23 protein-coding genes and 1 tRNA gene are annotated in these 24,647 nt (G+C 70.5%); 7 read left to right on the top strand and 17 right to left on the bottom strand.

Annotation, left to right across the window (positions count from 1 at the left end; translation table 11 throughout):
- Window positions 1–8: 8 nt before the first annotated feature.
- The 3 genes from grpE to ACZ66S_RS19800 all read right to left on the bottom strand — a co-directional run bounded on the left by grpE (window position 9) and on the right by ACZ66S_RS19800 (window position 3,615).
- Entirely contained in the window at window positions 9–656 is a 648-nt protein-coding gene (gene grpE / locus ACZ66S_RS19810; protein WP_469902792.1) for a nucleotide exchange factor GrpE, read from the bottom strand.
- Window positions 653–2,500 carry a molecular chaperone DnaK gene (gene dnaK / locus ACZ66S_RS19805; RefSeq protein ID WP_469902791.1) on the bottom strand — a complete coding sequence of 616 codons (1,848 nt, stop codon included), beginning with the start codon at window positions 2,498–2,500 and terminating at the stop codon, window positions 653–655. Before dnaK ends, grpE begins: the two co-directional genes overlap by 4 nt.
- Before the next feature lie 95 nt (window positions 2,501–2,595).
- Complete coding sequence (locus ACZ66S_RS19800; RefSeq protein ID WP_469902790.1) at window positions 2,596–3,615, bottom strand: MraY family glycosyltransferase; 1,020 nt, start codon at window positions 3,613–3,615, stop codon at window positions 2,596–2,598.
- 195 nt (window positions 3,616–3,810) lie between these two features.
- Here ACZ66S_RS19800 and ACZ66S_RS19795 point away from each other — a divergent pair, with 195 nt between their 5' ends.
- A complete protein-coding gene (locus ACZ66S_RS19795) occupies window positions 3,811–6,093 on the top strand; it encodes a (Fe-S)-binding protein (protein WP_469902789.1) in 2,283 nt (760 codons plus the stop codon).
- Between the two features lie 74 nt (window positions 6,094–6,167).
- Here ACZ66S_RS19795 and ACZ66S_RS19790 read toward each other — a convergent pair whose 3' ends face one another.
- A complete protein-coding gene (locus ACZ66S_RS19790; RefSeq protein WP_469902788.1) occupies window positions 6,168–6,659 on the bottom strand; it encodes a nucleotidyltransferase domain-containing protein in 492 nt (163 codons plus the stop codon).
- A gap of 99 nt (window positions 6,660–6,758) precedes the next feature.
- Between ACZ66S_RS19790 and ACZ66S_RS19785 the strand changes: the two genes are divergently transcribed.
- The 3 genes from ACZ66S_RS19785 to ACZ66S_RS19775 all read left to right on the top strand — a co-directional run bounded on the left by ACZ66S_RS19785 (window position 6,759) and on the right by ACZ66S_RS19775 (window position 9,414).
- Window positions 6,759–7,118 carry a hypothetical protein gene (locus ACZ66S_RS19785; protein WP_469902787.1) on the top strand — a complete coding sequence of 120 codons (360 nt, stop codon included), beginning with the start codon at window positions 6,759–6,761 and terminating at the stop codon, window positions 7,116–7,118.
- A 26-nt stretch (window positions 7,119–7,144) separates the two neighbouring features.
- On the top strand, window positions 7,145–8,443 hold the full coding sequence (locus tag ACZ66S_RS19780; RefSeq protein ID WP_469903031.1) for an FG-GAP repeat domain-containing protein: 1,299 nt from the start codon (window positions 7,145–7,147) through the stop codon (window positions 8,441–8,443).
- Window positions 8,444–8,538: 95 nt separating this feature from the next.
- Window positions 8,539–9,414: a Yip1 family protein gene (locus ACZ66S_RS19775; protein WP_469902786.1), complete on the top strand. Its 876-nt coding sequence runs from the start codon at window positions 8,539–8,541 to the stop codon at window positions 9,412–9,414.
- 91 nt (window positions 9,415–9,505) lie between these two features.
- On the opposite strand, the gene ACZ66S_RS19770 is transcribed toward ACZ66S_RS19775, so the two are convergent.
- Together ACZ66S_RS19770 and ACZ66S_RS19765 are read right to left on the bottom strand one after the other, a co-directional pair.
- Window positions 9,506–9,910 (bottom strand): hypothetical protein, encoded by a 405-nt coding sequence (locus tag ACZ66S_RS19770; protein WP_469902785.1) that lies wholly within the window; start codon window positions 9,908–9,910, stop codon window positions 9,506–9,508.
- Window positions 9,907–13,440 (bottom strand): polymorphic toxin-type HINT domain-containing protein, encoded by a 3,534-nt coding sequence (locus ACZ66S_RS19765; protein WP_469902784.1) that lies wholly within the window; start codon window positions 13,438–13,440, stop codon window positions 9,907–9,909. Before ACZ66S_RS19765 ends, ACZ66S_RS19770 begins: the two co-directional genes overlap by 4 nt.
- Before the next feature lie 495 nt (window positions 13,441–13,935).
- Between ACZ66S_RS19765 and ACZ66S_RS19760 the strand changes: the two genes are divergently transcribed.
- Entirely contained in the window at window positions 13,936–14,442 is a 507-nt protein-coding gene (locus ACZ66S_RS19760) for a hypothetical protein (protein WP_469903030.1), read from the top strand.
- Between the two features lie 55 nt (window positions 14,443–14,497).
- Entirely contained in the window at window positions 14,498–16,711 is a 2,214-nt protein-coding gene (locus ACZ66S_RS19755; RefSeq protein WP_469902783.1) for a S1 family peptidase, read from the top strand.
- A 75-nt stretch (window positions 16,712–16,786) separates the two neighbouring features.
- Here ACZ66S_RS19755 and ACZ66S_RS19750 read toward each other — a convergent pair whose 3' ends face one another.
- Window positions 16,787–17,284, bottom strand: coding sequence for a phosphoribosyltransferase (locus tag ACZ66S_RS19750; protein ID WP_469902782.1), 498 nt, complete (start codon window positions 17,282–17,284; stop codon window positions 16,787–16,789).
- Window positions 17,281–17,856 (bottom strand): dCTP deaminase, encoded by a 576-nt coding sequence (gene dcd / locus ACZ66S_RS19745; protein WP_053847548.1) that lies wholly within the window; start codon window positions 17,854–17,856, stop codon window positions 17,281–17,283. Before dcd ends, ACZ66S_RS19750 begins: the two co-directional genes overlap by 4 nt.
- A gap of 512 nt (window positions 17,857–18,368) precedes the next feature.
- Here dcd and ACZ66S_RS19740 point away from each other — a divergent pair.
- Window positions 18,369–18,442, top strand: a tRNA-Gly gene (locus ACZ66S_RS19740).
- A gap of 90 nt (window positions 18,443–18,532) precedes the next feature.
- On the opposite strand, the gene ACZ66S_RS19735 is transcribed toward ACZ66S_RS19740, so the two are convergent.
- The 9 genes from ACZ66S_RS19735 to ACZ66S_RS19695 all read right to left on the bottom strand — a co-directional run bounded on the left by ACZ66S_RS19735 (window position 18,533) and on the right by ACZ66S_RS19695 (window position 24,492).
- Window positions 18,533–19,708 carry a tyrosine-type recombinase/integrase gene (locus ACZ66S_RS19735; protein ID WP_469902781.1) on the bottom strand — a complete coding sequence of 392 codons (1,176 nt, stop codon included), beginning with the start codon at window positions 19,706–19,708 and terminating at the stop codon, window positions 18,533–18,535.
- The gene (locus tag ACZ66S_RS19730; protein ID WP_356253848.1) at window positions 19,708–19,920 is read right to left on the bottom strand and encodes an excisionase family DNA-binding protein; all 213 of its coding nucleotides are present in this window, start codon (window positions 19,918–19,920) and stop codon (window positions 19,708–19,710) included. The genes ACZ66S_RS19735 and ACZ66S_RS19730 overlap by 1 nt, the downstream gene beginning before the upstream one ends.
- Window positions 19,917–21,230: a replication initiator gene (locus ACZ66S_RS19725; protein WP_469902780.1), complete on the bottom strand. Its 1,314-nt coding sequence runs from the start codon at window positions 21,228–21,230 to the stop codon at window positions 19,917–19,919. Before ACZ66S_RS19725 ends, ACZ66S_RS19730 begins: the two co-directional genes overlap by 4 nt.
- 120 nt (window positions 21,231–21,350) lie before the next feature.
- The gene (locus ACZ66S_RS19720) at window positions 21,351–21,599 is read right to left on the bottom strand and encodes a SpdD protein (RefSeq protein WP_469902779.1); all 249 of its coding nucleotides are present in this window, start codon (window positions 21,597–21,599) and stop codon (window positions 21,351–21,353) included.
- Between the two features lie 34 nt (window positions 21,600–21,633).
- Window positions 21,634–21,819, bottom strand: coding sequence for a hypothetical protein (locus ACZ66S_RS19715; protein ID WP_062025415.1), 186 nt, complete (start codon window positions 21,817–21,819; stop codon window positions 21,634–21,636).
- A gap of 15 nt (window positions 21,820–21,834) precedes the next feature.
- Window positions 21,835–22,026, bottom strand: a complete 192-nt coding sequence (locus tag ACZ66S_RS19710) for a mobile element transfer protein (RefSeq protein WP_354937343.1) — start codon at window positions 22,024–22,026, stop codon at window positions 21,835–21,837.
- Between the two features lie 15 nt (window positions 22,027–22,041).
- A complete protein-coding gene (locus ACZ66S_RS19705) occupies window positions 22,042–22,674 on the bottom strand; it encodes a DUF2637 domain-containing protein (RefSeq protein ID WP_469902778.1) in 633 nt (210 codons plus the stop codon).
- Window positions 22,675–22,759: 85 nt separating this feature from the next.
- Complete coding sequence (locus ACZ66S_RS19700; protein WP_469902777.1) at window positions 22,760–24,136, bottom strand: FtsK/SpoIIIE domain-containing protein; 1,377 nt, start codon at window positions 24,134–24,136, stop codon at window positions 22,760–22,762.
- Window positions 24,136–24,492, bottom strand: a complete 357-nt coding sequence (locus tag ACZ66S_RS19695) for an SCO3933 family regulatory protein (protein WP_062244627.1) — start codon at window positions 24,490–24,492, stop codon at window positions 24,136–24,138. Before ACZ66S_RS19695 ends, ACZ66S_RS19700 begins: the two co-directional genes overlap by 1 nt.
- Between the last annotated feature and the right edge of the window lie 155 nt (window positions 24,493–24,647).

Here is a 24,647-nt window from a genome sequence, read left to right as displayed (position 1 = left end):
CTTCGACCTCAGCCCTCCTCAGGGCCGTTGTCCTTGTCGTCGCCGGCCTCGGACCCGTCCTCGGCCTTGACCGCCTGCGCGCCCGGCTGCGGCTCGGCCACGGCCACCCGCGCGGGGCGGATGGTGCGCTCGCCGATGCGATACCCAGGCTGCAGAATCGCCACGCACGTCGTCTCGGTGACGTCGGGTGCGTAACTGTGCATCAGGGCCTCGTGGATCGTCGGGTCGAAGGGCTCGCCCTCCTTGCCGAACTGCTGCAGACCCATCTTCGCCGCGACGGTCTCCAGCGACTCCGCGACGGACTTGAACCCGCCGAGAAGCTCACCGTGTTCCCGCGCGCGGCCGATGTCGTCGAGCACGGGCAGGAGTTCGGTCAGGAGGTTCGCGATGGCGATCTCCTTGACCGTGATCCGGTCCCGCTCCACGCGGCGGCGGTAGTTCTGGAACTCGGCCTGGAGCCGCTGGAGGTCGGCGGTGCGCTCGTCGAGCGCCTTGCGCGACTGGTCCAGTTGGGCCGTCAGACCGGCGATCTGCGCTGTTGCGTCCCCGGCCGGGGCCGCCCCTTCCTGCGGGGCGGCCTTCGGCTCGGCGTCGTCGGGGGTGGCGCCGGAGGGGACGTCGGGCTTCTCGTCGAAACCCGGGGTCTCCTCCGTCACGCGGCACCGTCCTTGCGCTCGTCGTCCACGATCTCGGCGTCCACGACGTCGTCGTCCGCCTTGGCCTGGGAGGCACCGGCGTCGTCGCCGTCACCCGCGCCCTGGGCGGCCTGGGCGTCGGCGTACATGGCCTGGCCGACCTTCTGGGAGACCGCGGCGACCTTCTCGGTGGCGGTACGGATCTCCGCGGTGTCCTCGCCCTTGAGCGCGGCCTTCAGCTCCTCGACGGCGGCCTCGACCTCGGTCTTGACCTCGGCGGGGACCTTCTCCTCGTTGTCCTTGAGGAACTTCTCCGTCTGGTAGACGAGCTGCTCGCCCTGGTTGCGGGTCTCGGCGGCCTCGCGGCGGCGGTGGTCCTCCTCCGCGTACTGCTCGGCCTCCTGGCGCATCCGGTCGACCTCGTCCTTCGGCAGCGAGGAGCCGCCGGTGACGGTCATCTTCTGCTCCTTGCCCGTGCCCAGGTCCTTCGCGGTCACGTGCATGATGCCGTTGGCGTCGATGTCGAAGGCGACCTCGATCTGCGGGACCCCGCGCGGGGCCGGCGGCAGACCGGTCAGCTCGAACATCCCGAGCTTCTTGTTGTACGCCGCGATCTCGCGCTCGCCCTGGTAGACCTGGATCTGCACGGACGGCTGGTTGTCCTCGGCCGTCGTGAAGATCTCGGACCGCTTGGTCGGGATCGTGGTGTTCCGCTCGATGAGCTTGGTCATGATGCCGCCCTTGGTCTCGATGCCGAGGGACAGCGGGGTCACGTCGAGGAGCAGGACGTCCTTGACCTCACCCTTGAGGACACCGGCCTGCAGGGCGGCGCCGATGGCGACGACCTCGTCCGGGTTGACGCCCTTGTTGGCGTCCTTGCCGCCGGTGAGCTCCTTGACGAGCTCGGCGACGGCGGGCATGCGGGTGGAGCCACCGACGAGGACGACGTGGTCGATCTCGTTGATGGAGACGCCGGCGTCCTTCATGACGTTGAAGAACGGGGTCTTGCAGCGCTCCAGGAGGTCCGCGGTGAGCTGCTGGAACTGAGCCCGGGTGAGCTTCTCGTCCAGGTGCAGCGGGCCCTCGGCGGAGGCGGTGATGTAGGGCAGGTTGATCGAGGTCTCGGTGGAGGAGGACAGCTCGATCTTGGCCTTCTCGGCGGCCTCACGGAGGCGCTGGAGAGCCATCTTGTCCTTGGCGAGGTCCACGCCGTGACCGGACTTGAACTGCTGCACCAGGTAGTCGACGACCCGCTGGTCCCAGTCGTCACCACCGAGGTGGTTGTCACCGTTGGTGGCCTTCACCTCGACGACGCCGTCGCCGATCTCCAGGAGGGACACGTCGAAGGTGCCGCCACCGAGGTCGAAGACGAGGATCGTCTGGTCGTCCTTGTCGAGGCCGTACGCGAGCGCGGCCGCGGTGGGCTCGTTGACGATACGAAGGACGTTGAGGCCGGCGATCTCACCGGCTTCCTTCGTCGCCTGGCGCTCGGAGTCGTTGAAGTACGCCGGGACGGTGATGACCGCGTCGGTCACCTTCTCGCCCAGGTAGGACTCGGCGTCCCGCTTCAGCTTCTGGAGGATGAAGGCGGAGATCTGCTGCGGGTTGAAGGGCTTCCCGTCCAGCTCCATCTTCCAGTCGGTGCCCATGTGACGCTTCACCGAACGGATGGTCCGGTCCACGTTGGTGACCGCCTGCCGCTTGGCCACCTCGCCGACCAGCACTTCGCCGTTCTTCGCGAAGGCGACGACGGACGGCGTGGTCCTGGCACCCTCGGCGTTGGTGATGACGGTGGGCTCGCCGCCTTCGAGAACGCTGACGACGGAGTTAGTCGTGCCCAGGTCGATGCCGACCGCACGTGCCATGGTTAATTCCTCCAGGCTGACTTGAGTGGAACAGGCTCAAGTGTGCACGACGGTTCCGGCTCGGTCAACAGACCTGAGTCATGGGGGCTCAACTCTTATCCGTTCCTTACACGCAACTGGGCTCTGACCTGCGTCGATACCGGACGGTGTGCGCTACCGCACTTGACACGAAGGAGTGCCAGCACGACCAGCAAGGCCCCTCCGGCGACCCACAGGGCACCGGTCGCGGCGATCCACCCGAGGTGCACCAGCACGCCGACGAGTACCCCGCCGAAGGCCGCGACACCGAGGACCACGGCCGCTCCTTGAGGAGTCAGCCCGAGCCGGCGCAGCCGGTGCGCGAGATGGTCGGGGGCGGCGCGCAGCAACGGCCGCCCGGACAGCGCCCGGGCCAGGACGACGAGCAGGACGTCCGCGCTCACCACCGCCGTCAGCGCGGACAGCACCCCGGCGCTGGAGCCCAGCTCCTGTCCCGCGCGGGTCGTCACGGCCGCGGACGCGAGCAGGAACCCGGTGAACAGGGCTCCACAGGCGCCGAGTCCCGCGCGCGCGGGATGCCAGTTGTGCATCAGGAACCCGGTCAGCGCGGCGGCCAGCACGCTCAGCAGCACGGCGAGGCCGTCCATCACCTCGGCCGCCGCGCAGGCCCCCGCCCCGAAGGCGGTGACCACGCCGACCGTCCCGGCGAGCCCGTCGGCGTGGTCGAGCGCCTTGAACCCGAGCGCCACGAAGACGATCCAGCCGACCGCGAACATCCCGGCCAGCACCCCCGTCTCCTCGTACGGCACGACACAGGCCGCCGCCACGGCCGTACCGCCCACGAGGAACCGTGCCTTGACCCGTCGCACGTCGGCAACCAGGCCGAGGAGGGCCACGCAGGCCCCCGCGACGAGCAGGCGTCCGACGTCGGGGCCGAGCGGGGTGACGCCCCGCCAGTCCCCGACGAACGCCACGCCGCAGGTGGCGGCCACCATCGCCACGCCGCCGGACAGCGGCACGGGCCGTCGCCATCGCCGGTCGACGATGCCGAGGCGCAGGGCGGCCACCCGCAGCACGGCGGTGAGCACGGCGGCGAGGAGCAGGGCGGAGGTGGCGGCGAGGATCCCGTAGAGCACGAGCCTAAATTAGCGCCGTATGTACCAATTCATCACGAATAACACGATCGGGTTTTAAGGTAACCCTCAGCGATTCAGATCACCCCGTGCCCGGCTACAGTGCGGCGGAGGATGGGGGTACTCTCAGACGGACTGCATAAGTTACCGCTTAGTAATCTCGCTCGTAGAACCCTCGCAGGCCCGAGGAGCCCCGAAATGCAACTCGCCGCGATCATCGTGTCGCTGGTACTGACCGTGGTCGGCGTGGCACTGCTCGCGCGCGCCATCGGCCAGTTCGTCCGGTACTTCAAGCTGGGCCAGCCGGTGCCCGCCGGAAGCAGGACCGACAACCCCTACGCCCGCAGCGTGACGCTGGTGAAGGAGTTCCTCGGCCACACCCGGATGAACCGGTGGGGCATCGTCGGCTTCGCCCACTGGTTCGTGGCCGTCGGCTTCCTGACCCTGCCGCCGACCCTCGCGCAGGCGTTCGGCCAGCTCTTCAAGGCCGACTGGGTGCTGCCGGTCATCGGCGACTTCCTGCCGTTCGAGCTGTACATCGAGTTCATCGGTGTGATGACGATCCTCGGCATCCTCGCGCTGATCGTCATCCGCCTGCTGAGCCTGCCCTCCCGCCCCGGCCGCAAGTCCCGCTTCGCCGGCTCCAAGGCGGGCCAGGCGTACTTCGTCGAGTACGTCATCCTCACCATCGGCCTCGCCATCTACGTGCTGCGCGGCCTCGAGGGCGCGCTGCACCACGTGGACGGCTACGAGGCCGGGTACTTCGCCTCGTACCCGCTGGTCCTGGCCTTCAAGGGCCTGAGCGTCGCCACGCTGCAGAACCTCGTCTACCTCGTCGCGATGATCAAGATCGGCACGTCCTTCGTGTGGATGATCGTCGTCTCGCTGAACACCAACATGGGTGTGGCCTGGCACCGCTTCCTGGCCTTCCCGAACATCTGGTTCAAGAGGAACGCGACGGGTGAGACCTCGCTCGGCGCCCTGCTCCCGATGACCTCCGGCGGCAAGCCGATCGACTTCACCGACCCCGGTGACGACGACGTCTTCGGCGTCTCCCAGGTCGAGCAGTTCTCCTGGAAGGGCCTGCTGGACTTCTCCACCTGCACCGAGTGCGGCCGCTGCCAGTCGCAGTGCCCCGCCTGGAACACCGGCAAGCCGCTCTCCCCCAAGCTCCTGATCATGTCCCTGCGCGACCACGCGCACGCCAAGGCCCCGTACCTGCTGGCCGGCGGCGGCAAGACGATGGAGGGCGAGGAGAAGGCGTCCGCCGAGGCTCTGAAGGACGTGCCCGCCGCGGCTCTCGCCGAGGCCGAGCGCCCCCTCATCGGCACCGCCGAGGAGAACGGCGTCATCGACCCGGACGTCCTGTGGTCCTGCACCACCTGCGGCGCCTGCGTCGAGCAGTGCCCCGTGGACATCGAGCACGTCGACCACATCGTCGACATGCGCCGCTACCAGGTGATGATCGAGAGCGCGTTCCCGTCCGAGGCGGGCACGATGCTCAAGAACCTGGAGAAGAAGGGCAACCCCTGGGGCCTGGCGAAGAAGCAGCGCCTGGAGTGGCTCAAGGAGGTCGAGTTCGAGGTCCCGGTCGTCGGCCAGGACATCGAGGACCTCACCGAGGTCGAGTACCTCTACTGGGTCGGCTGCGCCGGCGCCCTGGAGGACCGCGCGAAGAAGACCACCAAGGCCTTCGCCGAGCTGCTGCACATCGCGGGCGTCAAGTTCGCGATCATGGGCGGCGACGAGAAGTGCACCGGTGACTCCGCCCGCCGCCTCGGCAACGAGCCCCTGTTCCAGGAGCTCGGCATGGAGAACGTCATGGCGCTGAACATGGCGTTCGGCGAGGAGCTGGACGACGACGGCAAGGTGGTCGCCGAGTCCGCCAAGCCCAAGTCCGCGAAGAAGATCGTCGCGACCTGCCCGCACTGCCTGAACACCATCGGCAACGAGTACCCGCAGCTCGGCGGCGACTACGAGGTCATCCACCACACCCAACTGCTCCAGCACCTCGTCGACGAGGGCAAGCTCGTCCCGGTCACCCCGGTCGAGGGCATCATCACCTACCACGACCCCTGCTACCTGGGCCGCCACAACAAGATCTACACGCCTCCGCGCGAGATCATCGCCGGCGTCCCCGGCCTGCGCAACGAGGAGATGCACCGCCACAAGGAGCGCGGCTTCTGCTGCGGCGCCGGTGGTGCGCGGATGTGGATGGAGGAGCGGATCGGCAAGCGCATCAACAACGAGCGCGTGGACGAGGCGCTGTCCCTGAACCCGGACATCGTCTCGACGGCCTGCCCGTTCTGCCTGGTCATGCTCACGGACTCGGTGAACGGCAAGAAGAACGACGGCAAGGCGAAGGAGTCGATCCAGGTCGTCGACGTCGCCCAGCTCCTGCTCCAGTCGGTGAAGACCCCGGTCGACCCGGAGGACGCCCCGGAGGCGGAGAGCACACCGGAGCCGGAGCCGGTGAAGTAGCGGTCGCCACCGTGCCGTTCGGCGCCCTCGGGTCCCACCGGACCGGAGGGCGCCGCGTCGTTCCGGGGCTCCGCTCAGAAGTGGGTCGCGATGCCGAAGACGCGCCGCAGCAGGGCCATGTCGTGCCGGTCGCGTTCCGTCGGCTCGTAGCCCTGGTGGAAGTAGACCTGCTGTTCGGCCGAGAGGCACGGGACGGCCGTCCCGCCGACGGTCCCGGTCACGAAGCAGGACGCCGGGTACCGGAAGGGGCGATCCGGCACCCCGGACGCCTGAACGGCGGAACCGTCGCCGGCGAAGACCAGCGGGTGCAGATCGACCTCCCGTCCGCCGCCGTCGGTGACCACGAACCGCACCGGCCGCAGGTCGAGGCTCTCCACGAAGCCCGCGCCGGCCAGGGCCGCCAGCACGGCGGGCTCCTGCTCCCGCCGGTGCATCAGGTCCAGGTCCCGGTGGTCCCGGGTCCGCTCGCCGACCAGGGCGTCGATCCCCCAGCCGCCACCGACCCAGACCTCGGTCCCGGCCCGCCGCAACACGTCCAGGACGTGCAACACCGCGTCCGCGTCCACCACTTGACTCCAGGGCTGTACGGGGCTGTCGTCACCTGTCGAACACGTGCATCATTACCCGGGTCGTTGTCGATGATGCTGACGAGGTGAGCGGTGCGGGTGCGGACGGTACGGGTCGGGCGGGCCGAACCGATCGTGCGGGTCGGGTGGGTCGGGCAGGTCGGGCGGATCGGGCGGGCCGAGCAGGCCGAGCGGATCGGGCAGGTCGAGCGGATCGTGTGGGCTGGGCAGGTCGAGCGCGCCGGGCAGGTCGGGCAGGCCGGGCAGGTCGGGCAGGTCGGGCAGGTCGGGCAGGTCGAGCGGATCTTGCGGACTGGGCAGGGCGAGCGGGCCGAGCGGGCCGAGCGGGCCGAGCGGATCGTACGGGCCGAACTGGTCGGGCAGGCCGAGCGGATCGCGCGGGCCGAGCAGGCCGGACAGGCCGAGCAGGCCGGACAGGTCAGGCGAGGAGACGCGTGACGGTTCCCAAGCGTCCGGGCGGCACCCTGCTCACCGCCCCCACCGCCCTCTCCGCCCTCGCCGCCGCCCTCCTCCTCGTCGTCGGGTGCGGCCCCACCCACCACGCCGGCTCCGCGGAGCGCACCCCGGTCCGGATCGCCGACGCCCCGGCCCGCCTGCCCGTCCCGAAGGGCGACGGCAGCAGGACCCCGGACGACTTCAACGGCGACGGCCACCGCGACCTCGTCCTGGGCGACCTGGTCAAGGCGCAGGCCCACGCCGACGACCCCGGCATCGGCATCGTCTACGGCAGCGAGCGCGGACTCGTCCCGGGCGCCCGGCAGTTGATCACCCCGGCCCGGCAGGGCGCGGCCACCGACGGCCAACTCCCCGCCCTGTTCGACGCGGAGGCCACCTGCGACCTCGACCAGGACGGCTTCACCGACCTCGTCGTCTCCACCGACCCGCCCTACGACGGCCAGGGCCGGCCCCCGGTCCCGCTCCAGATCCTCTTCGGCTCCCCGACCGGCCTGACCGGCAGGGCCGTTCACCTCACCGTCCCGCCCGCCGCCCGCGTCGGCAACGACTGGCCCGACCAGCCGGTCTGCGGCGACTTCGACGGCGACGACGCCGAGGACCTCGTCCTGCACGCCACCGGCGGTCATCTCACCTACCTGCGCGGCCCGTTCACCCGCAAGGGCGCCCCACGCGAGGCCGACGCCCCCGTCCGGTCACCGGGCGAGGTCCCCACGGGCCCGGCCGCCGACGTGAACCGCGACGGCTACGACGACCTCGTCGTCCGTACGACCCAGGGCACCGGCCCCGCCGCCGTGGTCCTCGGCGGTCCGGCGGGACCGACCCGCACCGGAGCCGTGCTGCCGTCCGGAATCGACGTGGCGCTCGGCTCCTTCGGCCGCGGCAGGGCCCTGGACGCGGCGGTCGGCGCGATGGGCGGAACGTCCCTGCGCTACGACCTCCCGACCGCCGCGAAGGGCTCCCTGGCCTCCCCCGGATCGGTCCTGGACGCCGCCGACCTCGACGGCGACGGCCTGAGCGAACTGGTCTCCAGCGGCTCGCGCCTGCGCGTCTTCAAGGGCCGTACGACGGGCCCGTCCACCGAGGCGACGGTGACCGTCGAACCCCCCGCCACTGGCACCACCCGGGTCGTCGCGGTCGCCGACTTCGACGGTGACGGCCGCGCGGACCTCGCGGTACGGACCTACCGGAGCGAGACGAAGGACACCGTGGCGGTGTTCGCCGGGGCGAAGAAGGGTCTGGTCGCCGCCGAGCCGTCCGTCACCTTCTCCACCTCGGCCTTCCTGACAAGCCCCGTAGGGGACGACTGAGAGCCCCCTTAGGGGATGTCACAGCTCGGCAGCAAAGCCGTTCCCGAAACCCCGGGCGCACACGTGGTTCCCCGGGACCAGGTACGTTCGAAGGCGTGGCTGGATTCAGGATCGGACGCGGCCGGGACAACGGCGCTCCTCACGCGCGACCGCAACAACCTCCGTACGGGCAGCAGGCGCCCCAGGGACAGCCGTACGGCTACCCTCCCGCGCCGCAGCCCCACCCGGGCCAGTGGACCCAGGGCGGCGGCGGGGGTTACGACGAGCCGGAGTACTTCGGCGACGGCTCGGGCGCCCCGCACCCGCAGGGCGGCCATGACCCGTACGCGGCCAACAACCCGGGCCACACCCAGGCGTTCTCGGTCGACGAGGACCCCTACAGCCCGGGCGGCACCTACCGCGCGGGCTCGGCCCCGGCCGGACCCGTGGGCCCCCGACTGCACTGGAAGGAGCTGCTGAAGGGCATCCTGCTCTCGCCCAAGCAGACCTTCCTCCAGATGCGGGACTACACGATGTGGGGCCCGGCCCTCGTCGTGACCTTCCTCTACGGCCTGCTCGCGGTCTTCGGCTTCGAGGACGCCCGCCAGGACGCGATCAACGCCACCCTGTCGAACGCGATCCCGATCGTCCTCACGACCGCCGTGGCGATGGTCCTGTCGGCGTTCGTGCTGGGCGTCGTCACCCACGCCCTGGCCCGCCAGCTCGGCGGCGACGGCGCGTGGCAGCCCACGGTCGGACTCTCCATGCTCATCATGTCCCTGACCGACGCCCCCCGTCTGATCGTGGCCATGTTCTTCGGCGGCGACGCGTCCTTCGTCCAGCTCCTGGGCTGGGCGACCTGGGTGGCGGCCGGCGCCCTGCTCACCCTGATGGTCTCCCGCTCCCACGACCTGCCCTGGCCCAAGGCCCTGGGCGCGTCCGCGATCCAGCTCATCGCCCTGCTGTCGATCGTGAAGCTGGGCACGTTCTAGCGCCTCGCGGCGGTACGACGCTCCGGACGAGGGCGAACAAGAGGGGGCCGCGCCCGATCTCCGTGACCGGGCGCGGCCCCCCCTCCTGTGTTCAGCTCACCAGGCTCGGGAACAGGTCCCTGTCCTCCCACTCCGGGGAGAACGCCTCCAGCATCCTCTCGTAGTGCCGGATCAGCCTGTGGTCCACCCGGGCAAGGCTGTCGCGATGACGCCGTTCCACCTCGTCGCGCAGCCAGACCCACCGGAACCGGTGGGCGAAGTACTGGACGGCCTCGGCGGCCCCGGACAACTCCCGGGAGTCGACGACGTACAGCAGGGCCTGCTTCACCTCGTCCGACTCCGGATCAGGCGCCGCCGCCACCCGGTCGGCCAGCTCCGCGAGCACCGGATCCGCGACGAGCGTCGACTTCCGCTCGTCGAGGATCACGGACACCTGACGGAACCCGTCGACGAGCAGTTCGTCCAGCCGCTGCGGCTCCGGTCGAGGCACTGTCACCACCGTTCCTTGTAGCTCTTGTCGCCGACATCGAACCCGGCGTCACGGAAGGCCTGCTCGGCGGCGGCCCGTGCCTCCGCGCCCTTCGGCTGGTAGTGACCGGACCTGTTGTCGATGGACTTGATTCTGCCCTGGTAGAGCTTCAGCTCACCGGCGGCGACGACCTGCTGGCCCTGTGCCAGATCGATGTGTCCGTAGATGCTGCCGAGCCGGGTGACCCGCAGCTCACCGCCCGGCAGAACCACGTACACGAACCGTCCGGTCGCCTCGTGCAGGTCGTCCAGCTTCTCCAGCGGCACCTTCTCCAACGGGATGATCTTGTCGTCGGGTTCGAGGTTGTCCCACACCTTGCACTTGTCGGACGACGCGGACACCGACATGGTCGACATGCCGCTCAGGCTCTTCAGACAGGGCGCCTTCAAGCCCTTCAGCTTCATGTGCAGGGCCGACATCGCGAGCCCCTCGAAGCACGAGACGTCCGGCTTGGTCAGACACTTCTCGATCTCGTCCGCGCCGACGTACCAGGCGATGAGGCGGTCCAGGTAGGTGCTGGTGATGCAGCCCATGCCGCCGGCTCCGTCGGTACCGCAGACCAGGAGCGTCTCCCCCGGTTTGATGTCACCCCAGTTCGCGTGCCGGTACGTGACCAGCCGCTTCTCCAGCTCCTCCCGCAGCTCCTGGTCCGTGATCGGCTTGCTGGCCTCCTGGAGCTCCTGCTCGATCTGCTCCTTCAGCTCGGTGACGAGCTTCTCCGCGGCGATGGTCAGCGCGTCGCCGTAGGCCTTGGCCGCCGCGACGGCGTCCTTCCCGGCCGCGATCTCGGACAGCTTCGCCTGGTACGCGGACTGGTCCGCCTGCGAGGCGTACCCCCTTGCCACCCCGGCGGAGTGCTGCGCGGCCTGTGCCGAGCGGGCGGCCGACCGGGCGGCCTGCTGTGCGGACGCGGCCGCGTTCCTGGCCGTCCTCGCCGACTCGGCCGCCTCAGCGGCGGAGTCCTCGGCCTGGTCGGCGGACTTGTCGGCCTGCTCGGCGTACGCGTTCGCCTGCTTGGAGGACTCGTTGGCCTTGTTGGCCCACTCGGTGGCCTTGGCCGCATCCTTGCGGGCCTGCGCGGCGACCTTCTGCGCGTCGGCCGCGTCCTTCTGCGCGAGCGCCGCCGACTTGTAGGCGGCCTGCAGCAGGGTGTTGACCTCGGCGATGTGTGCGGCGGCGTTGGCGTCCCGCTGACGGGCCTTGTACAGACCGGAGTCCAGGAAGGGACGCAGCCCGGTCGGCGGACCCGACAGCACGGCCTGCGCCGCGGCCTTGACCTCCGGCCCTCCGGTGGCGAGGGCCGCACTGACGGCGACGCGGTCGTCGTCCTCCCGCGCCTCGTACTGCCCGGTCTCCAGGAACTCCGCCAGGTCGGCAGCCGTGCCGTCCAGCGCCTCGCTCGCGGCCGCCTTCACCCCCGGACCACCGTCGGCCGCGATCTTGGCGACCGCGACCCGGTCGTCGTCCGCCTTGCCCGGGTAGTCACGCGTGGCCAGCCACGCACGGACCTGGTCGACAGGCTTGTCCATCGTGTCCAGCGCGGCCTGCTGCTGCGCGGGGATGGCGGTGGTCGCGGCGATGTGGCCGACGCTGGCCCGGTCGTCCTGCTCCAGGGCCACGGCGAGCGTGGTGTCCACGAATTCGGCGACGTCCTCGTCAGTGCCCCGCAGGGCCATCCCGGCCGCCTGCCTCACCCAGGTCCCGGCGCCGGGCAGCAGGTTGACCGCGGCCTGCCGGCCCTTGGCCGCCTTGACCGCGGGGTCCGTCGCGGCTGCCGCCTCCGTCAGCAACTGGCGTGTCTGCGCCTGGAGTTCCTGCCGTCGGCCGATCTCGTGCTGGGCGGCTGTCACGCGGGAGTCATAGGCCAGGCTCGCCTCCTCGGCGGACAGCACCTCCTCCTCCTGCTGCTGGGCCAACCGCTCGGCGTCCGCCGTACGGGCCAGCTCGATGACGCCGGCGGCCCGCTCCGCGGCCGTCGTGGCCTGATTGGCCGCCGTGGTGGCCGCGTCGGCCGCCGCGGTGGCCGCCGCCGCCGCGTCCACGGCCTCACCCGCCGCGTCAGCCGCCGCATCGGCAGCCACCGCGGCGGCCCTGGCGTGCGCGGCCGCGTCCTTGGCCGCGTCACGCGACTGGCGGGCCGCGGTGGCGGCCTGCTTGGCGTTGGACTGCGCCGAGTTGGCCGCCCGCGTGGCCTGGTCGGCGAGCCGCTTGGCCTTGGCGGCCGCGGCGGCGGCCTGCTCGCCCCTGGCTCCGGCCTCGCCGGCCCAGCGGCCCGCGTCGGCAGCGGCGGCGGCAGCGGCGGCCGCGTTGACTCCCGCGCTGGCAGCGGCCGAGGCCGCCGTCGCCGCGTTGTCGGCGGCGATGCCCGCCTGGTCGGCGGCGTCCGCCGCCTTGTCCGCGCCGGCAGCGGCGTCCCGTGCCTTCTGCGCGGCGATACGGGCCTGCTCGGCCCGGCCGGCATCGCTTGCCGTCGCCGCCGCGGCAGACCTGGCCGCGGACGCCGCGCCGCCGGCCCGGCTGGCGGCGTAGGCCGCCTGCGCGGCCGCGGTCGCGGCCACCCGTGCGGTCGCGTTCGCCGCCGCGGCCGCGGAGACCGCCGTGCGGGCTGCCTGAGCCGCCCGGTCGGCCGCCGCCGCGGCCCGGGACGCGGCGGCAGCGGCCCGGCCCGCCGAGTCCTTGGCCTCCTGCGCCTCCGCCGCGGCCACCTGTGCCGCCGCCTTGGCCTCCTGCGTGGCCTTCGCCGCCTTGGCCGCCTCCTCCTTGGCGGTCTCGGTCAGTTCCCTGGCCCGCTTCTGCGCCGTGTCGGCGAGCTCGGCCAACTGCGCGACAGTGATCGTCTCCTGGTCACGCGCGGCCGCGACGGCCCAGCCGTCGTCCAGGAAATCCTGGACGTCCTCGTCGGTACCGTCCAGGGCCTGTCCGGCGAGCAGCTTCACGTTCGGGCCGCCGGTGTACAGCAGCTTCCCGACCTGGACCCGGTTGTCGTCGGCCCGCGCCCTGTACTGGCCCTCCTCGAGGAACGCGCTCACGTCGTCCGCGGTGCCGCTGAGGGCCGTGTTGCCTGCCTTCTTCACACCCGGACCACCGAAGGCCATGATCCGGCTGACCTGGACGCGCTGGTCCTCCTCGTAGGCGGCGGTGAAGTCGTTGTCCAGGAAGGCGTGCAGTTCCTCCTCGCCGCCGCTCAGCGCGGTGTCGGCCGCGCCGCGCACGGCCGGGCCGCCGGAGGCCAGGAAGGTGGCCGTCTGCACCCGTAGGTCCTCCACCTCCAGCCGCGGCATGTCCACGCTCATGAAGGTCTGGATGTCGGCGTCCGAACCGGCCAGCGCCACCTCGGCCGCAGCGCGTACGCCCGGACCGCCGTACTCCCATGCCTCCAGCACATCGGATCTGTAGTAGACCCACGTCTCGTCCTCGGCGGACGCCGGGCGCGGATTGATGCCCAGGGCCATCACCAGGGCTATCAGCATCACCACGAAGCCGCGCCGTCCGGGCACGACTCGCAATCTGACACTCAACGTGCTTCTCCCTCGCCGAGCACAGGGAGCAAGAACGGTGACAAATTTGCGTACGCCATCACATGACCCCCCGTGCGGACTGCCAAATCTTTAACGGCACCTTACATTTCCCCCACCGAATTCTTGCCTCGCAAACGCGCTTACGGACCCTTATGCCCGACTCGTGGCGCATCCTCCTGACATTTTCGTTACCTTTTCTCAATGAGGCTCCGTACAACCGTTTGCGCACGTGACAGAGGTCACCTGGGTCTGTCAACGCTCGCCCTATTTGGGGGAGTTCACGAAGTGGACAGGTTCGCGAGCGCGGGGTTGCATAGCCGTTCAAGCAGTTTTCCGGCAGGTGGCCAGGGGGGCTATTTCATCGCCGGGAGTGGGGGGCTGCACCTGTATTCCTCGTGCCTTCACACCCGTGCGCGAAAAGCGTTCCCGGCATTCCTCGTCGGATCGACGAATGTGATGAAGGGACGTATTCCCATGCCGTCGAGGCCGTATCGCAAAAGACTTCTGGGCACCGTTGTGAGCGCCCTGGCCGCAGGGGCCCTGGCATGGACCGCCATGACCGCGGGCGGCACTCCCGCCGACGCGGTGTCGGTGGCCGGCGAGGCCCCCGGGTACGCCGTCGAGGACTTCGACTACCCGCAGGCCGACAAGATCCTGGCCGAGAAGAACATCCTGCTCAAGCGCGGCGACGGCCACATCGTGCTGGCCGACTGCGCGAGCGGCACCGGCCAGTTGGAGGTCCAGGCGCGCGACAAGAGCAAGGTCTGCTTCGACGTCAAGGGCACCTCCGGCTGGCTCACCCTGGAGCTGCCGTCGGTCTACCTGATCCGCGGCAACGACTACACCACCGAGGCCGACATGACGGTGGGCAGCGAGCAGCAGTCGTACGACATCGCCAAGAACACCTGGACCCCGGTGGGCGAGAGCGCGGACGAACAGGCCCGCGAGTGGACCCTCCTGGAGCTCCGCACCGCCAAGTAGCGCTCCGCCGAGCCCTCTTGCCCGATCCCCACCACCCACCAGGGAACCGAACTCCATGACCTACGCCAGACCCGTGCGCCTCGCCGCACTGGCCGCCACCCTGACCCTCGGCTCCGCCGCGCTCGCGGCAGGCCCCACCGCCGCCGTCACCGGCCCCGCCGTCAGCGCCGCCGACACGACCTACGCGTACACCGCGCAGATCACCGTCGGCGACCACGACCGCGGCTGCTCCGGCGTCCTCGTCGACCGCGAATGGCTGCTGACCGCGGCCAGTTGCTTCGCCGCCGACCCGGCGACCAGCCTGAGCGTGCCCGCCGGCAAGCCCGCCACCCGGACCACCGCCGTCGTCGGCCGCTCCGACCTGACCGGGACCGCGGGCGCCGCCCGCCAGATCGTGCAACTCGTGCCGCGCACCGACCGCGACGTCGTCCTGGCCCGCCTCAACCGCCCGGTCACCAACGTCACCCCCGTCGCCCTGGCCACCGCGGCCCCCACGACCGGCGAGACCCTCACCCTGGCCGGCTACGGCCGCACCGCCACCGAGTGGGCCCCGCTCAGCCTGCACACCGGCACCTTCTCGGTGAACTCCACCGCCGCCACGAACGCCGCGGTCACCGGCACGAACGGCACGGCCGCGTGCATGGGCGACACCGGCGGCCCCCTGGTCCGCGGAACGGGCGGCACCGCCCAGCTCGCCGCGCTCGCCAGCCAGTCGTACCAGGGCGGCTGCTACGGCATCGACAGCACCGAGACCCGTACCGACGGCGTCGTCACGCGCGTGGACGACCTCGCCTCCTGGGTGAGCTCGACCGTCGGCACCGTGCGCGTCACCGACTTCAACTGCGACGGCGTCGAGGACATCGCGATCTCGGACCCGCGGGCCACCGTCGGCGGCGTCGGCGCGGCCGGCCTGGTCCGGATCGTGTACGGCGGCGGCAAGGGCACCGCCGAGATCAACCAGAACCTCGACTGGGTGCCCGGCGCCGCCGAGGCCAGCGACTGGTTCGGCGAGTCCCTGGCCACCGTCGACTGGAACGAGGACGGCTGCACCGACCTCGTCGTGGGCACCCCGGCCGAGGACATCGGCGACGCCGCCGACTCCGGCATGGTGGACGTCCTGCACGGCGCGCCCGGCGGCCTCGGCACCGGTTCGCTGAAGAACACCCACTTCGAGGAGGGCTCCGGCACCGGCTCCCTGGCCACCGCCGTCGCCCAGGCCGGCGACCGGTTCGGCGACTCCGTCGCGGCCGGTGTGACCGCCTCCGGTGAGCCGTTCACTGTCAGCGGCGCGCCGGGCGAGAGCGTCAGCGGCCTGGCGAAGGCCGGCGCGGCCTTCTACCTCCACGGCACCACCAACATCGTCTTCCACCAGGACAGCGCCGACGTGCCCGGTGCGGCCGAGGCGAACGACGGCTTCGGGGGCTCGGTCGCGGCCGACACCAACTTCTTCGCCGTCGGCGCGCCCGGCGAGGCCATCGGCGCCGACGAGAACGCGGGCAACCTTGCGGTCTTCAGCCACACCCTGACCTCGGCGGGCCTGCCCACCCCGAAGTTCGGGCTCGACCAGGACCTCGACACCGTCTCCGGCGGCGCCGAGGCGGGCGACCAGTTCGCCTACTCCCTGGCCCTCGCCCCGTACCGCCCCTCGGGCGCCGCGGCCGCCACCGACTCGATCCTCGCGGTCGGCGCCCCCGGTGAGGACCTCGACGTCGACGGCGTCGCCAAGGCCGACGCGGGAAACGTGATGACCTTCCGCATCACCGCCGCGGGCGCCGCCAGCCAGCTCAACTACATCGCCCAGGGCACCGGCGACGACGACGTGACCGGCACCGCGGAGGCCGGCGACCGCATGGGCGCCGCCCTGACCGCGATCAACACGGCACCGCGCGCGCTGAGCACCACGGCGACGATGAAGCTGGCCGTGGGCGTCCCGAACGAGGCCATCGACACCGCGGACAACGCGGGCGCGCTGCACACGTTCTCGCTCCTGGGCGCCCCCGGCGCCAACGACCGCTGGCTGGAGGCGGGCGACGGCGACGGCATCCCCACGGCCCCCGGCGCCGGCCAGCAGCTCGGCACGAGCATCCACTACACGGGCACCAAGCTGTACGTCGGCCTGCCCCTGGGCCCGTCCACCTACGGCACCCTGTACGCCCTGCCCCTGTCCAACGTCACCGCCGGCGGCACGGTCGCCCCGGTGACCACGTACCAGCCCGGCACGGGCGGCCTCCCGGCAGCGGGCGACCGCTTCGGTTACGCGGCACGGTAACCACCCACCGCTCACCACAACGAAGGGCCCCCGACGCAGGTCGGGGGCCCTTCCTCGTACCTCTGTCCAGCGACCTCAGGCGTCGAGGACCTGCCCCTGACGCCGGACTACGGGGGGTTCGACCGACCACGGGAAGTTGATCCAGTCGTCCGTGCGCTTCCAGACGTACTCGCACTTCACCAGGGACTGCGACTTCTCGTAGATGACCGCGGAGCGGACCTCGGCGACGGCGTCGAGGCAGAAGTCCCGCACCAGCTTGAGGGTCTTGCCGGTGTCGGCGACGTCGTCGGTGATGAGGACCTTCTTGTCGGAGAAGTCGATCACGTTGGGGACCGGGGCCAGCATGACCGGCATCTCCAGGGTGGTCCCCACGCCGGTGTAGAACTCGACGTTCACCAGGTGGATGTTCTTGCAGTCGAGGGCGTACGCGAGACCGCCGGCGACGAAGACCCCGCCGCGGGCGATGGAGAGCACGACGTCGGGCTCGTAGCCGTCGTCGGCGATGGTCTGCGCGAGCTCACGGACCGCGGTGCCGAACCCCTCGTAGGTCAGGTTCTCCCGTACGGCGCTCATACCTGCGTCCGGTGGAAGTTGAGGAAGGAGCGGGAGGCGGTGGGGCCGCGCTGGCCCTGGTACCGGGAGCCGTAGCGCTCGCTGCCGTAGGGGAAGTCGGCCGGCGAGGAGAGCCGGAACATGCACAACTGGCCGATCTTCATGCCCGGCCAGAGCTTGATGGGCAGCGTGGCCAGGTTGGAGAGCTCCAGGGTCACGTGGCCGCTGAAACCGGGGTCGATGAACCCGGCGGTGGAGTGGGTGACGAGACCGAGCCGGCCGAGGGAGGACTTCCCCTCGAGGCGCGAGGCGAGATCGTCGGGCAGCGTGATGACCTCGTACGTCGAGGCGAGGACGAACTCCCCGGGGTGCAGAATGAACGGCTCGTCGCCCTCCGGCTCCACGAGCCGCGTCAGGTCGGCCTGTTCCACGGAGGGGTCGATGTGGGGGTAGCGGTGGTTCTCGAACACCCGGAAGAAGCGGTCGAGGCGCACGTCGATGCTGGACGGCTGCACCATGGATTCGTCGTAGGGATCGATCCGTACCCGCCCGGCGTCGATCTCGGCCCGGATGTCCTTGTCTGAGAGAAGCACGCCCCGAGGATACGCAAGACGCGCGGGCCGACCGTCATCGGACGGACCCGCGCGCCTGGTACCGGTCTCCTACGCTTCCCTCTAGTGCTTCTCCAAGGTCACCTGCACGACGCTGCGAAGCCGGGCACAGCGAGGACAGCGGACGAGCCGTCCGGGGCCGAGGCGCTCGGCCTGCTGCATCGGGAACGAAGCGGTGCTGAACACGTGCCCATCGGCACAACGGACGACGGTGCGCTCCATCAAGTCCTAGAGTCCCTTCCCCAAGAGCCGCGTCCGGCTGCTACTTGCCTGACGACAAAAGCCACATTACGGGATGGACGGGACGGCCCTCCAGGCGGCACTCCGGTCCCGCCCGGACCCTCTCCCACGTCTCCACCGTACGCCCCAACTCCCGCGCCCCGCAGCCCCGTCCCACCCCCCGAACACACTCAGGCCCCACGGCTTCAGCGCCGGGGGCCTGGGATGAGGTAAGGTAACGTTGCGTTCGACACCGGTTCCGTCCGGCGTCCCTCGCGGGTGTAGTTTAATGGTAGAACATCAGCTTCCCAAGCTGAGAGCGCGAGTTCGATTCTCGTCACCCGCTCCATGCGAAACCCCCAGGCCAGAGGCCCGGGGGTTCTTTGTTGTCTAGACCGGTGGGCGGGTCGCGCACCACAACCGCACCATAAGCACTCGGCTAGCTTCCGGTGGACTTCCCCTTGTGGTGTGCGGGACGCTCCCCCTGCTGCTTGTGGTGCTTCGCACGCTCGGCACGGACCATGTCGTCGAGGCCGGAGGCAAGGTCTCGCTGCCGCTCCTCGTCGGAGTGCTGATAGATGAGCGCCGCCTTCTCGGAGGACTGCCCCGCACGGACCATCGTGTCTTTGAGGGTGGCTCCCGAGCGGGTCGAGAGCGTGTGTCCGGTGTGACGAAGGTCGTAGAACCGGAAGCCGTCCGGGAGACCGGCGGTGGCACGGGCCCGCCTCCACTTCCGGCCGAAGGAAGTACGCCGGAACGGAGCCCCCTTCTCGCCGACGAACACCAGCCCGTCATCACCCTTCTCCGCGAACCAGGCGAGGTGCTGCTTCACCTCCTTGTCGAGAAAGGCCGGGAGGACGACAGCGCGGACCCCCGCGTCAGACTTGGTCTCACCAGGAGCCCGCTTGCCGTTCGTGCGCTCAGGTTCGGCGACGCGGACGCGGATCACTAGGTTGTCGGCGTCCACGTCCCGGCGACGGAGGCCAGCCAGTTCCTCGGGCCGCATCGGGCCATACGCGCCGAGGTAGACCATGAGGCGCCAGCGGATGCCGATGGCGTTGGCGAGGGCGTCGACCTGGGCGACCGTGGCAATACGACGTTCGGTGGCTGACTCCTTGCCTGCGCCCTTGATTCGGCACGGGTTGCGAGTGATCAGGTCGTCGTCAACGGCTGTCTCAAGGATGGACTTGAGGAGGCGGTACGCCTTGGCGACAGTCGTCTTGGCTTTGGTGGTGCGGAGACGTTCGGCACGCCATTCGCGGACGCGGGGCGCTGTGATCTCATCCAGGTCGAGGGCGCCGAAGGTAGGCAGGATGTACAGGCGAAGCAGGTGCTTGTACAGGTCCTCGGTACGCACGGCCAGCTCTCGTTCCTCCACCCACTTCTCGGCGTAGACGCGGAAGTTGACCTCTCCGGCGTCGGGAGCGCGCCAGTCTCCTCGGCTGAGGTCTGCCTCTACCTGGGACAGCCAGACTTCCGCGTCCTTCTTGGTCTCGAAGGTCTGCTCTGCGCGGATGCGTTCACCGTCAGGACCGAGGTACGACGCGGTCCAGCGACCCGACCTGTACTGCCGCACGGCTCCGAAGCGGCGACGTCTCCCCTTCTTGTTGGCCATCAGGCGACCCTCCGAAGTGCGGTGCGCCGGAGCCTGATCGGCTCGACTGTGCGGGACTGGATGAACTCCTCGACCGCGCTCTCCGGGATGCGCACATGCCGGCCGAGCTTCACGTACCGGATGCGCCGTTCCTCGATGAGCCGCCGGGGGAAGCGGGCGGTGGTGCCGAGCAGCTCGGCGACCTGGTCGACGGACAGGTAGCGGTCGGTCATGCGGTGGGTTCTCCTTCCGTTCCGGGGGCGGGTTCGAGGGATGCGGACAGCCAGGCTTCGGTGTCGGAGAGGCCGGTTCCGGCGAAGACCCAGTGGGCGAGTACGTACGTCGTCTCGGGGCCCGGTTCGTTTGCTGCTGCCTGTGCTTGTCGCCATTCGGCGCGGGCGTTGCGGAGTGCGCCGAGGGTGGTGGAGTAGCGGCGGGACTTGGTGGAGAAGTGGCCGCGGAAGCCGAGCATGTGGGCCCAGGCGCGCAGGCGGAGGTGTTCGAGGCTCTTGCGGGCGCCGAGGGTCCAGGCGGTTCGGATGAGCCGGCGGGCGTGGTCGCTGATGTCGAGCTGGGCGAGTTCGGCGACGAACTTGAGGGGACGGTCGAGGGCGCCGGTCGCTGTTTCGGCACCCTTGGTGGCGTACTTGGCGATGTAGGCGGCGACGGCTCGTTCGGTCAGTTCCTGGCTATCGTCGAAGTCGGCGGATCGGATGGTGCGGACGTCGAGTTGGCGGCCGAAAGTGAAGGTGTGGGTGTGGCCGTCGATGACCGGGCCGTCGACGCGGACCTTGGCGGCGGCGGTTTCTATGGCGTCGGTGAGGAGTTCGGGCGTGGCCCAAGCGGGCGGTGGGGTGTTGCCGCCTTCCGGGCCGTCGATGCGGATGACTGCGTGGAAGTGGACGGCTCCGCGCTTCTGGTATTCGGCGACCTTGGCGAAGGAGACGCGGGCATGGTCGCGGAATCGGCGCTGTGAGATGCCGGCGCGCTTGGCGACCTCCCGGCGGAGGTAGATCGAGAAGCGCCGCCAGAGGGCGCCTGCGTGGGCGTTCCAGAGGACGGCGGCTTCGTAGTCGTAGGTGTCGGTGTTGAGCGGGGTGCCGAGGGTGTCGTCGTCTTGGTCGTGGTGGAGGCCGCAGCGGCAGGGGCGGCCGTCGGTGCGGCGGTTGTGGACCGGGCCGAAGCCGGGGGCGGTGAAGGTGGCGAACACAAGGGGGTGGGTGCCGACCTGTTCCGGGGTGCCTTTGCCGCCGCGCAGTCCGGCGGTGATCAGGTGGAAGGTGTCGCGGCGGTAGACCTCGGCGCAGGCCGGGCAGCGGGTGGTGCGGCGGTTGTTGCAGCGGACGAGGAGTTGGCCGGCGGGGAGGGTGGTCGAGTCGAGGTGGTGGAGGATGCGGCCGATCTCGCCGGTGGTGGTGTCGAGGTCGTATTCGGTGCGGTGGCCGTCGAGGCGGATGGGGTGGGTGCAGCCGCCGAGGCCGGAGAGCTGGCGGAGGATACCGGGGAGGGTGCCTTGGGCGGCCAGGTTCGCGAGTTCCGGCACGGGGGCCGGGGTGGTGCGGGTGAAGATGGCGTTTCCCTTCTGACTGGCTCGGTCGGGAGGAAGGCCCCGGGGCGGCGTAATGCTTGGTCGTGTGCCGTCGCCCCGGAGGCCGGGCGGGGTCTAGCGGCGGTGCTGGTCGCGGAGCAGGGAGCGCAGGACCACGGCGGCCACGGCGACGGAGATGGCCGTGACGGCGACGGCGGCCAGGAGCGCGGTGAGGACGACTCCGCCGACGACCAGGGCGACGACCGTCTTCTGATCGATGGACACCGAGGGCAGCGAGCGGCGGGCGGGTGCCGGGTCGGTCGTTGGGGTGTGGGTGTGTGCGGGCGGCGGGGTGGGGTTGCCGGGGTACTTGGGCAGGAGCACGGCGGAGCCCTTCTTATCTACTCGTCTAGATGTGTTAGCCGTTTATGACGGTCACGCCGGAGCGCGTGCCGGATTCGATGGCGGGGGCGAGGAAGGTGTGGGAGAGCCAGAAGCCGAAGAGGGCGATCAGGACGACGATCCAGGTGCGGACGCCGAGGAACTTGACCGCTCCCCAGGCGAAGAAGCCGAGGACGACGACGAGGGGCAGGCTGACGGTCACGGGGTGAGGGTCCTTTCAGCGGACGGGGCAGCGGTGGGTGCGGGCGGCCAGTTCGGCGGCGGCGCGGCTGTCGTAGTCGGCGGAGAAGTTGCAGCGCGGGGCGGTGCAGGCGGCGGTGTGCTTCTCGCGGCCCCGGCCGTCGTAGGCGGTGGCGACCTGAACGGGGCCGATGCGGGTGACATTGCGGAAGCGGCGGTTGGCGGTCATGTGCGAGCTCTCCCATCAGAGTTGGGCGGCAATGGCTTCGGCGAGAGGCGCCGGGACACCGAGGCGAGCGCGGAGGGTGGGGGTATCGATCCGGACGCCGGTGCGGGTGTGGTGTTCGGCAGCGACTTTGCGGGCGTGGTCGACCAGGGCGGTCGGCACCGGAACGGGCGGGGTGGACGGGGCTGGCTCGATGGCGGCGGGTTGGGCGGGCGTTTCGGGGGTGGCTACGGGCTCTTCCTCCTGTTCCTCGATGAGTTCCGTGCCCTTCTCGTCGGTAGCCGTTTTCGGCGCCGAGTGGGCGAGGAGAGTTCCGCCGAGGAAGGCGACCGCGGGCCAGCCCGCGACGAGGATGCGCAGCCAGGCCGGCACGTCGGTCATGTCGAGGAGTCCGGCGGTGGCGACGTTGGCGCCGAGGGAGGCGGTGAGGGCGATGACGAACCAGCACCAGGCCGCCGCTTTGGCCGTACCGGTGCGGAGTCGACGCCATGCGGCGACGAGCAGCAGGTCAACGCTGATCGGGTAGGCCCACGCTTTCCATCCGTCCTGTCCGGCCGCCATGGCGATGTCGTGGATGTGGGCGAAGGAGAGTGCTGCAGCGATGAGCGCCTGGACCAACACCGCGTCGACACGGGCCAGATGGGCGCGCACGGTCCGGCTCCTTTCGGTTTCGGGCATGGCAGGGGTAGGGACGTGGCGCGAGGCGGTCACGTCGGCCGGGTGAAGAGGGGGTGCGTCAGTCGGTCACCGGGTGCGGCAGGACTGCCGGGGCCGGGGTCTCGGCGGGGCGTACGGGGACGTCGGGCCGGAAGGGCTTGAGCGCGGGCAGGTCGGGCACCAGGTGCGCCGATTCCCGGCAGATCTCGGCGGCGTCACCGAGGGAGAGATACGGCGTGCGGATGCGGGACCAGCCGCCGGAGGTGTCGCCCGCGACGGCCAGGCCGGGCAGTTCGGGGGCGATGGCGCAGGCAGCGGAGACCGCTTCCGGGGCGATGTCGCCAAGCGCCATCTTGGCGGAGGCTTCGTCGTTGACGCGGTGGCAGACCCGGCCGGTGAGCTGGGCGCGGAGCATGGTGGCGCCCTTGCCGAGTTCGGCGCCGAAGCGTTGCCCGCAGACCTCCAGGTAGATGCCGGCCGCGCGGCCGAGCTGGGCGAGGCGGATGAGCTGGGTGACCATCTCGTCGCGGCGTTCCTCGTCTTTGCGTGTGGCGGTGAGGAAGAGTTCCGCTACCTCGTCGACGAACAGGACGACGGGTGCGGGTCGTTCGCTGTCGGGCAGGCCCCAGATGTCGGAGGTGATCTCCTCGTCCGGGGTGTCGGGCGCGATGCCCTGCCGGGCCTTGATCAGGTCGTATCGATCCTCCATTTCCTTGACCAGTACGGGCAGCAGTTCTGCAGCTTCGTCCGGGTCGGTGGCGAGGGCGGACAGGCGGGCGGCGAAGGGCGCCAGCTCGACGCCCCGCTTGCAGTCGATCCCGACGAGGGCGACGGGCTGTGGAGCCAGTTTGGCGATGAGGTGGCGCAGATACATGGACTTGCCGGACAGGGTTGCGCCGAGGGTGAGTTGGTGAGGAACGGCCCGGTAGTCCCGCACGAAGGGAGTCGCGTCCTCCCGCAGAGCAACCGGCACCTTGAGGAACCCGAAGCCGGTCTTGCGGGGCATACGCACCCGCCGCAGAACGTCGTAGCCGACGAGCCGCAGTTCCACGACACCCGGCTTGATCGTGGTGACGTAGACGGCGTGAACGCCCCAGGCGTGCCGCAGCCGTTCGGCCGGGGCTGCGACGTCGGCGGGCTCCTGGCCGGGGGCGAGCCGCAGCCGGATGCGCAGCCCGGTCGAGGTGGGCCGGATGATGCCCCGGCGGGGCGGGACCGGCCGGACCTCCCGCCGAGTGGTGGCCTTGATGGCGAGGACCCGCAGCCGGGACGGAGCGACGGTCAGGCCGCACGCTTCCATGACGGAGCTGTACGAGCTGAGCAGGCGCGCGGTGGATATCGGGCCGCCGACGGCGGACCAGTAGAGCGCCGGGTGCTTGGCCCGGGTGTAGGCGGTCCCGCCGCCGAGCGCGGCGAGGGGACCACCCACCTCCAGGAGTGTCGTCAGGTCGGTCATCAGGCGGTGGCCCCCATGGCGGCCGGGAACGCGGCCGGGGTGACGGCGGCGGCCCGGAAGGCGATGCCGTGACGCTGCTGCCCGTTGAACACCGACTCCCACGGCCGGGCGACGAGCCCCGGCAGCGAGACCGGAGCGCCCAGGTTCAGGCCCTCGGAGACACCGCCCTCGGGCACGGTGACCTTGATCAGCGAGGACTCCCCGTCCTCGATGTAGACGACGCCGAGCGTCATCAGCGCCTCACCGCTGACGGCGTCCTTGGCGATCTCGCCGGTCTGACGGTCGCGGACCTTGGGCTCAGGAGCCTCGGTAAGGAGGATCGTGGCGGCGGAGGTCTCAACACGGATGGTGCGCAAGGCAGTTTTCCTATCTACTCATCTATACATGTAGCGATCTGCGAACCCGATCTCCCGGACTCACGACGATCACCCTGCCACACAACTTGCCCACTCGTCTATACGAGTATGCATGGTGAGGTGTACGAGTTCGGGAGGGCACCCCGCGCACCATC

Source organism: Streptomyces sp. NPDC107471, assembly GCF_055582845.1.
This window is presented reverse-complemented; position numbering and strand designations above follow the sequence as displayed.

Coding starts and splice junctions, on each gene's coding strand:
- ACZ66S_RS19700 (WP_469902777.1), bottom strand. CDS start 24,136: ATGACCGACCTGACGACACTCCTGGAGGTGGGTGGTCCCCTCGCCGCG.
- ACZ66S_RS19730 (WP_356253848.1), bottom strand. CDS start 19,920: ATGACCGACCGCTACCTGTCCGTCGACCAGGTCGCCGAGCTGCTCGGC.
- ACZ66S_RS19760 (WP_469903030.1), top strand. CDS start 13,936: ATGCCGTCGAGGCCGTATCGCAAAAGACTTCTGGGCACCGTTGTGAGC.
- ACZ66S_RS19795 (WP_469902789.1), top strand. CDS start 3,811: ATGCAACTCGCCGCGATCATCGTGTCGCTGGTACTGACCGTGGTCGGC.
- ACZ66S_RS19735 (WP_469902781.1), bottom strand. CDS start 19,708: ATGGCCAACAAGAAGGGGAGACGTCGCCGCTTCGGAGCCGTGCGGCAG.
- ACZ66S_RS19750 (WP_469902782.1), bottom strand. CDS start 17,284: ATGAGCGCCGTACGGGAGAACCTGACCTACGAGGGGTTCGGCACCGCG.
- dnaK (WP_469902791.1), bottom strand. CDS start 2,500: ATGGCACGTGCGGTCGGCATCGACCTGGGCACGACTAACTCCGTCGTC.
- ACZ66S_RS19710 (WP_354937343.1), bottom strand. CDS start 22,026: ATGACCGCCAACCGCCGCTTCCGCAATGTCACCCGCATCGGCCCCGTT.
- ACZ66S_RS19755 (WP_469902783.1), top strand. CDS start 14,498: ATGACCTACGCCAGACCCGTGCGCCTCGCCGCACTGGCCGCCACCCTG.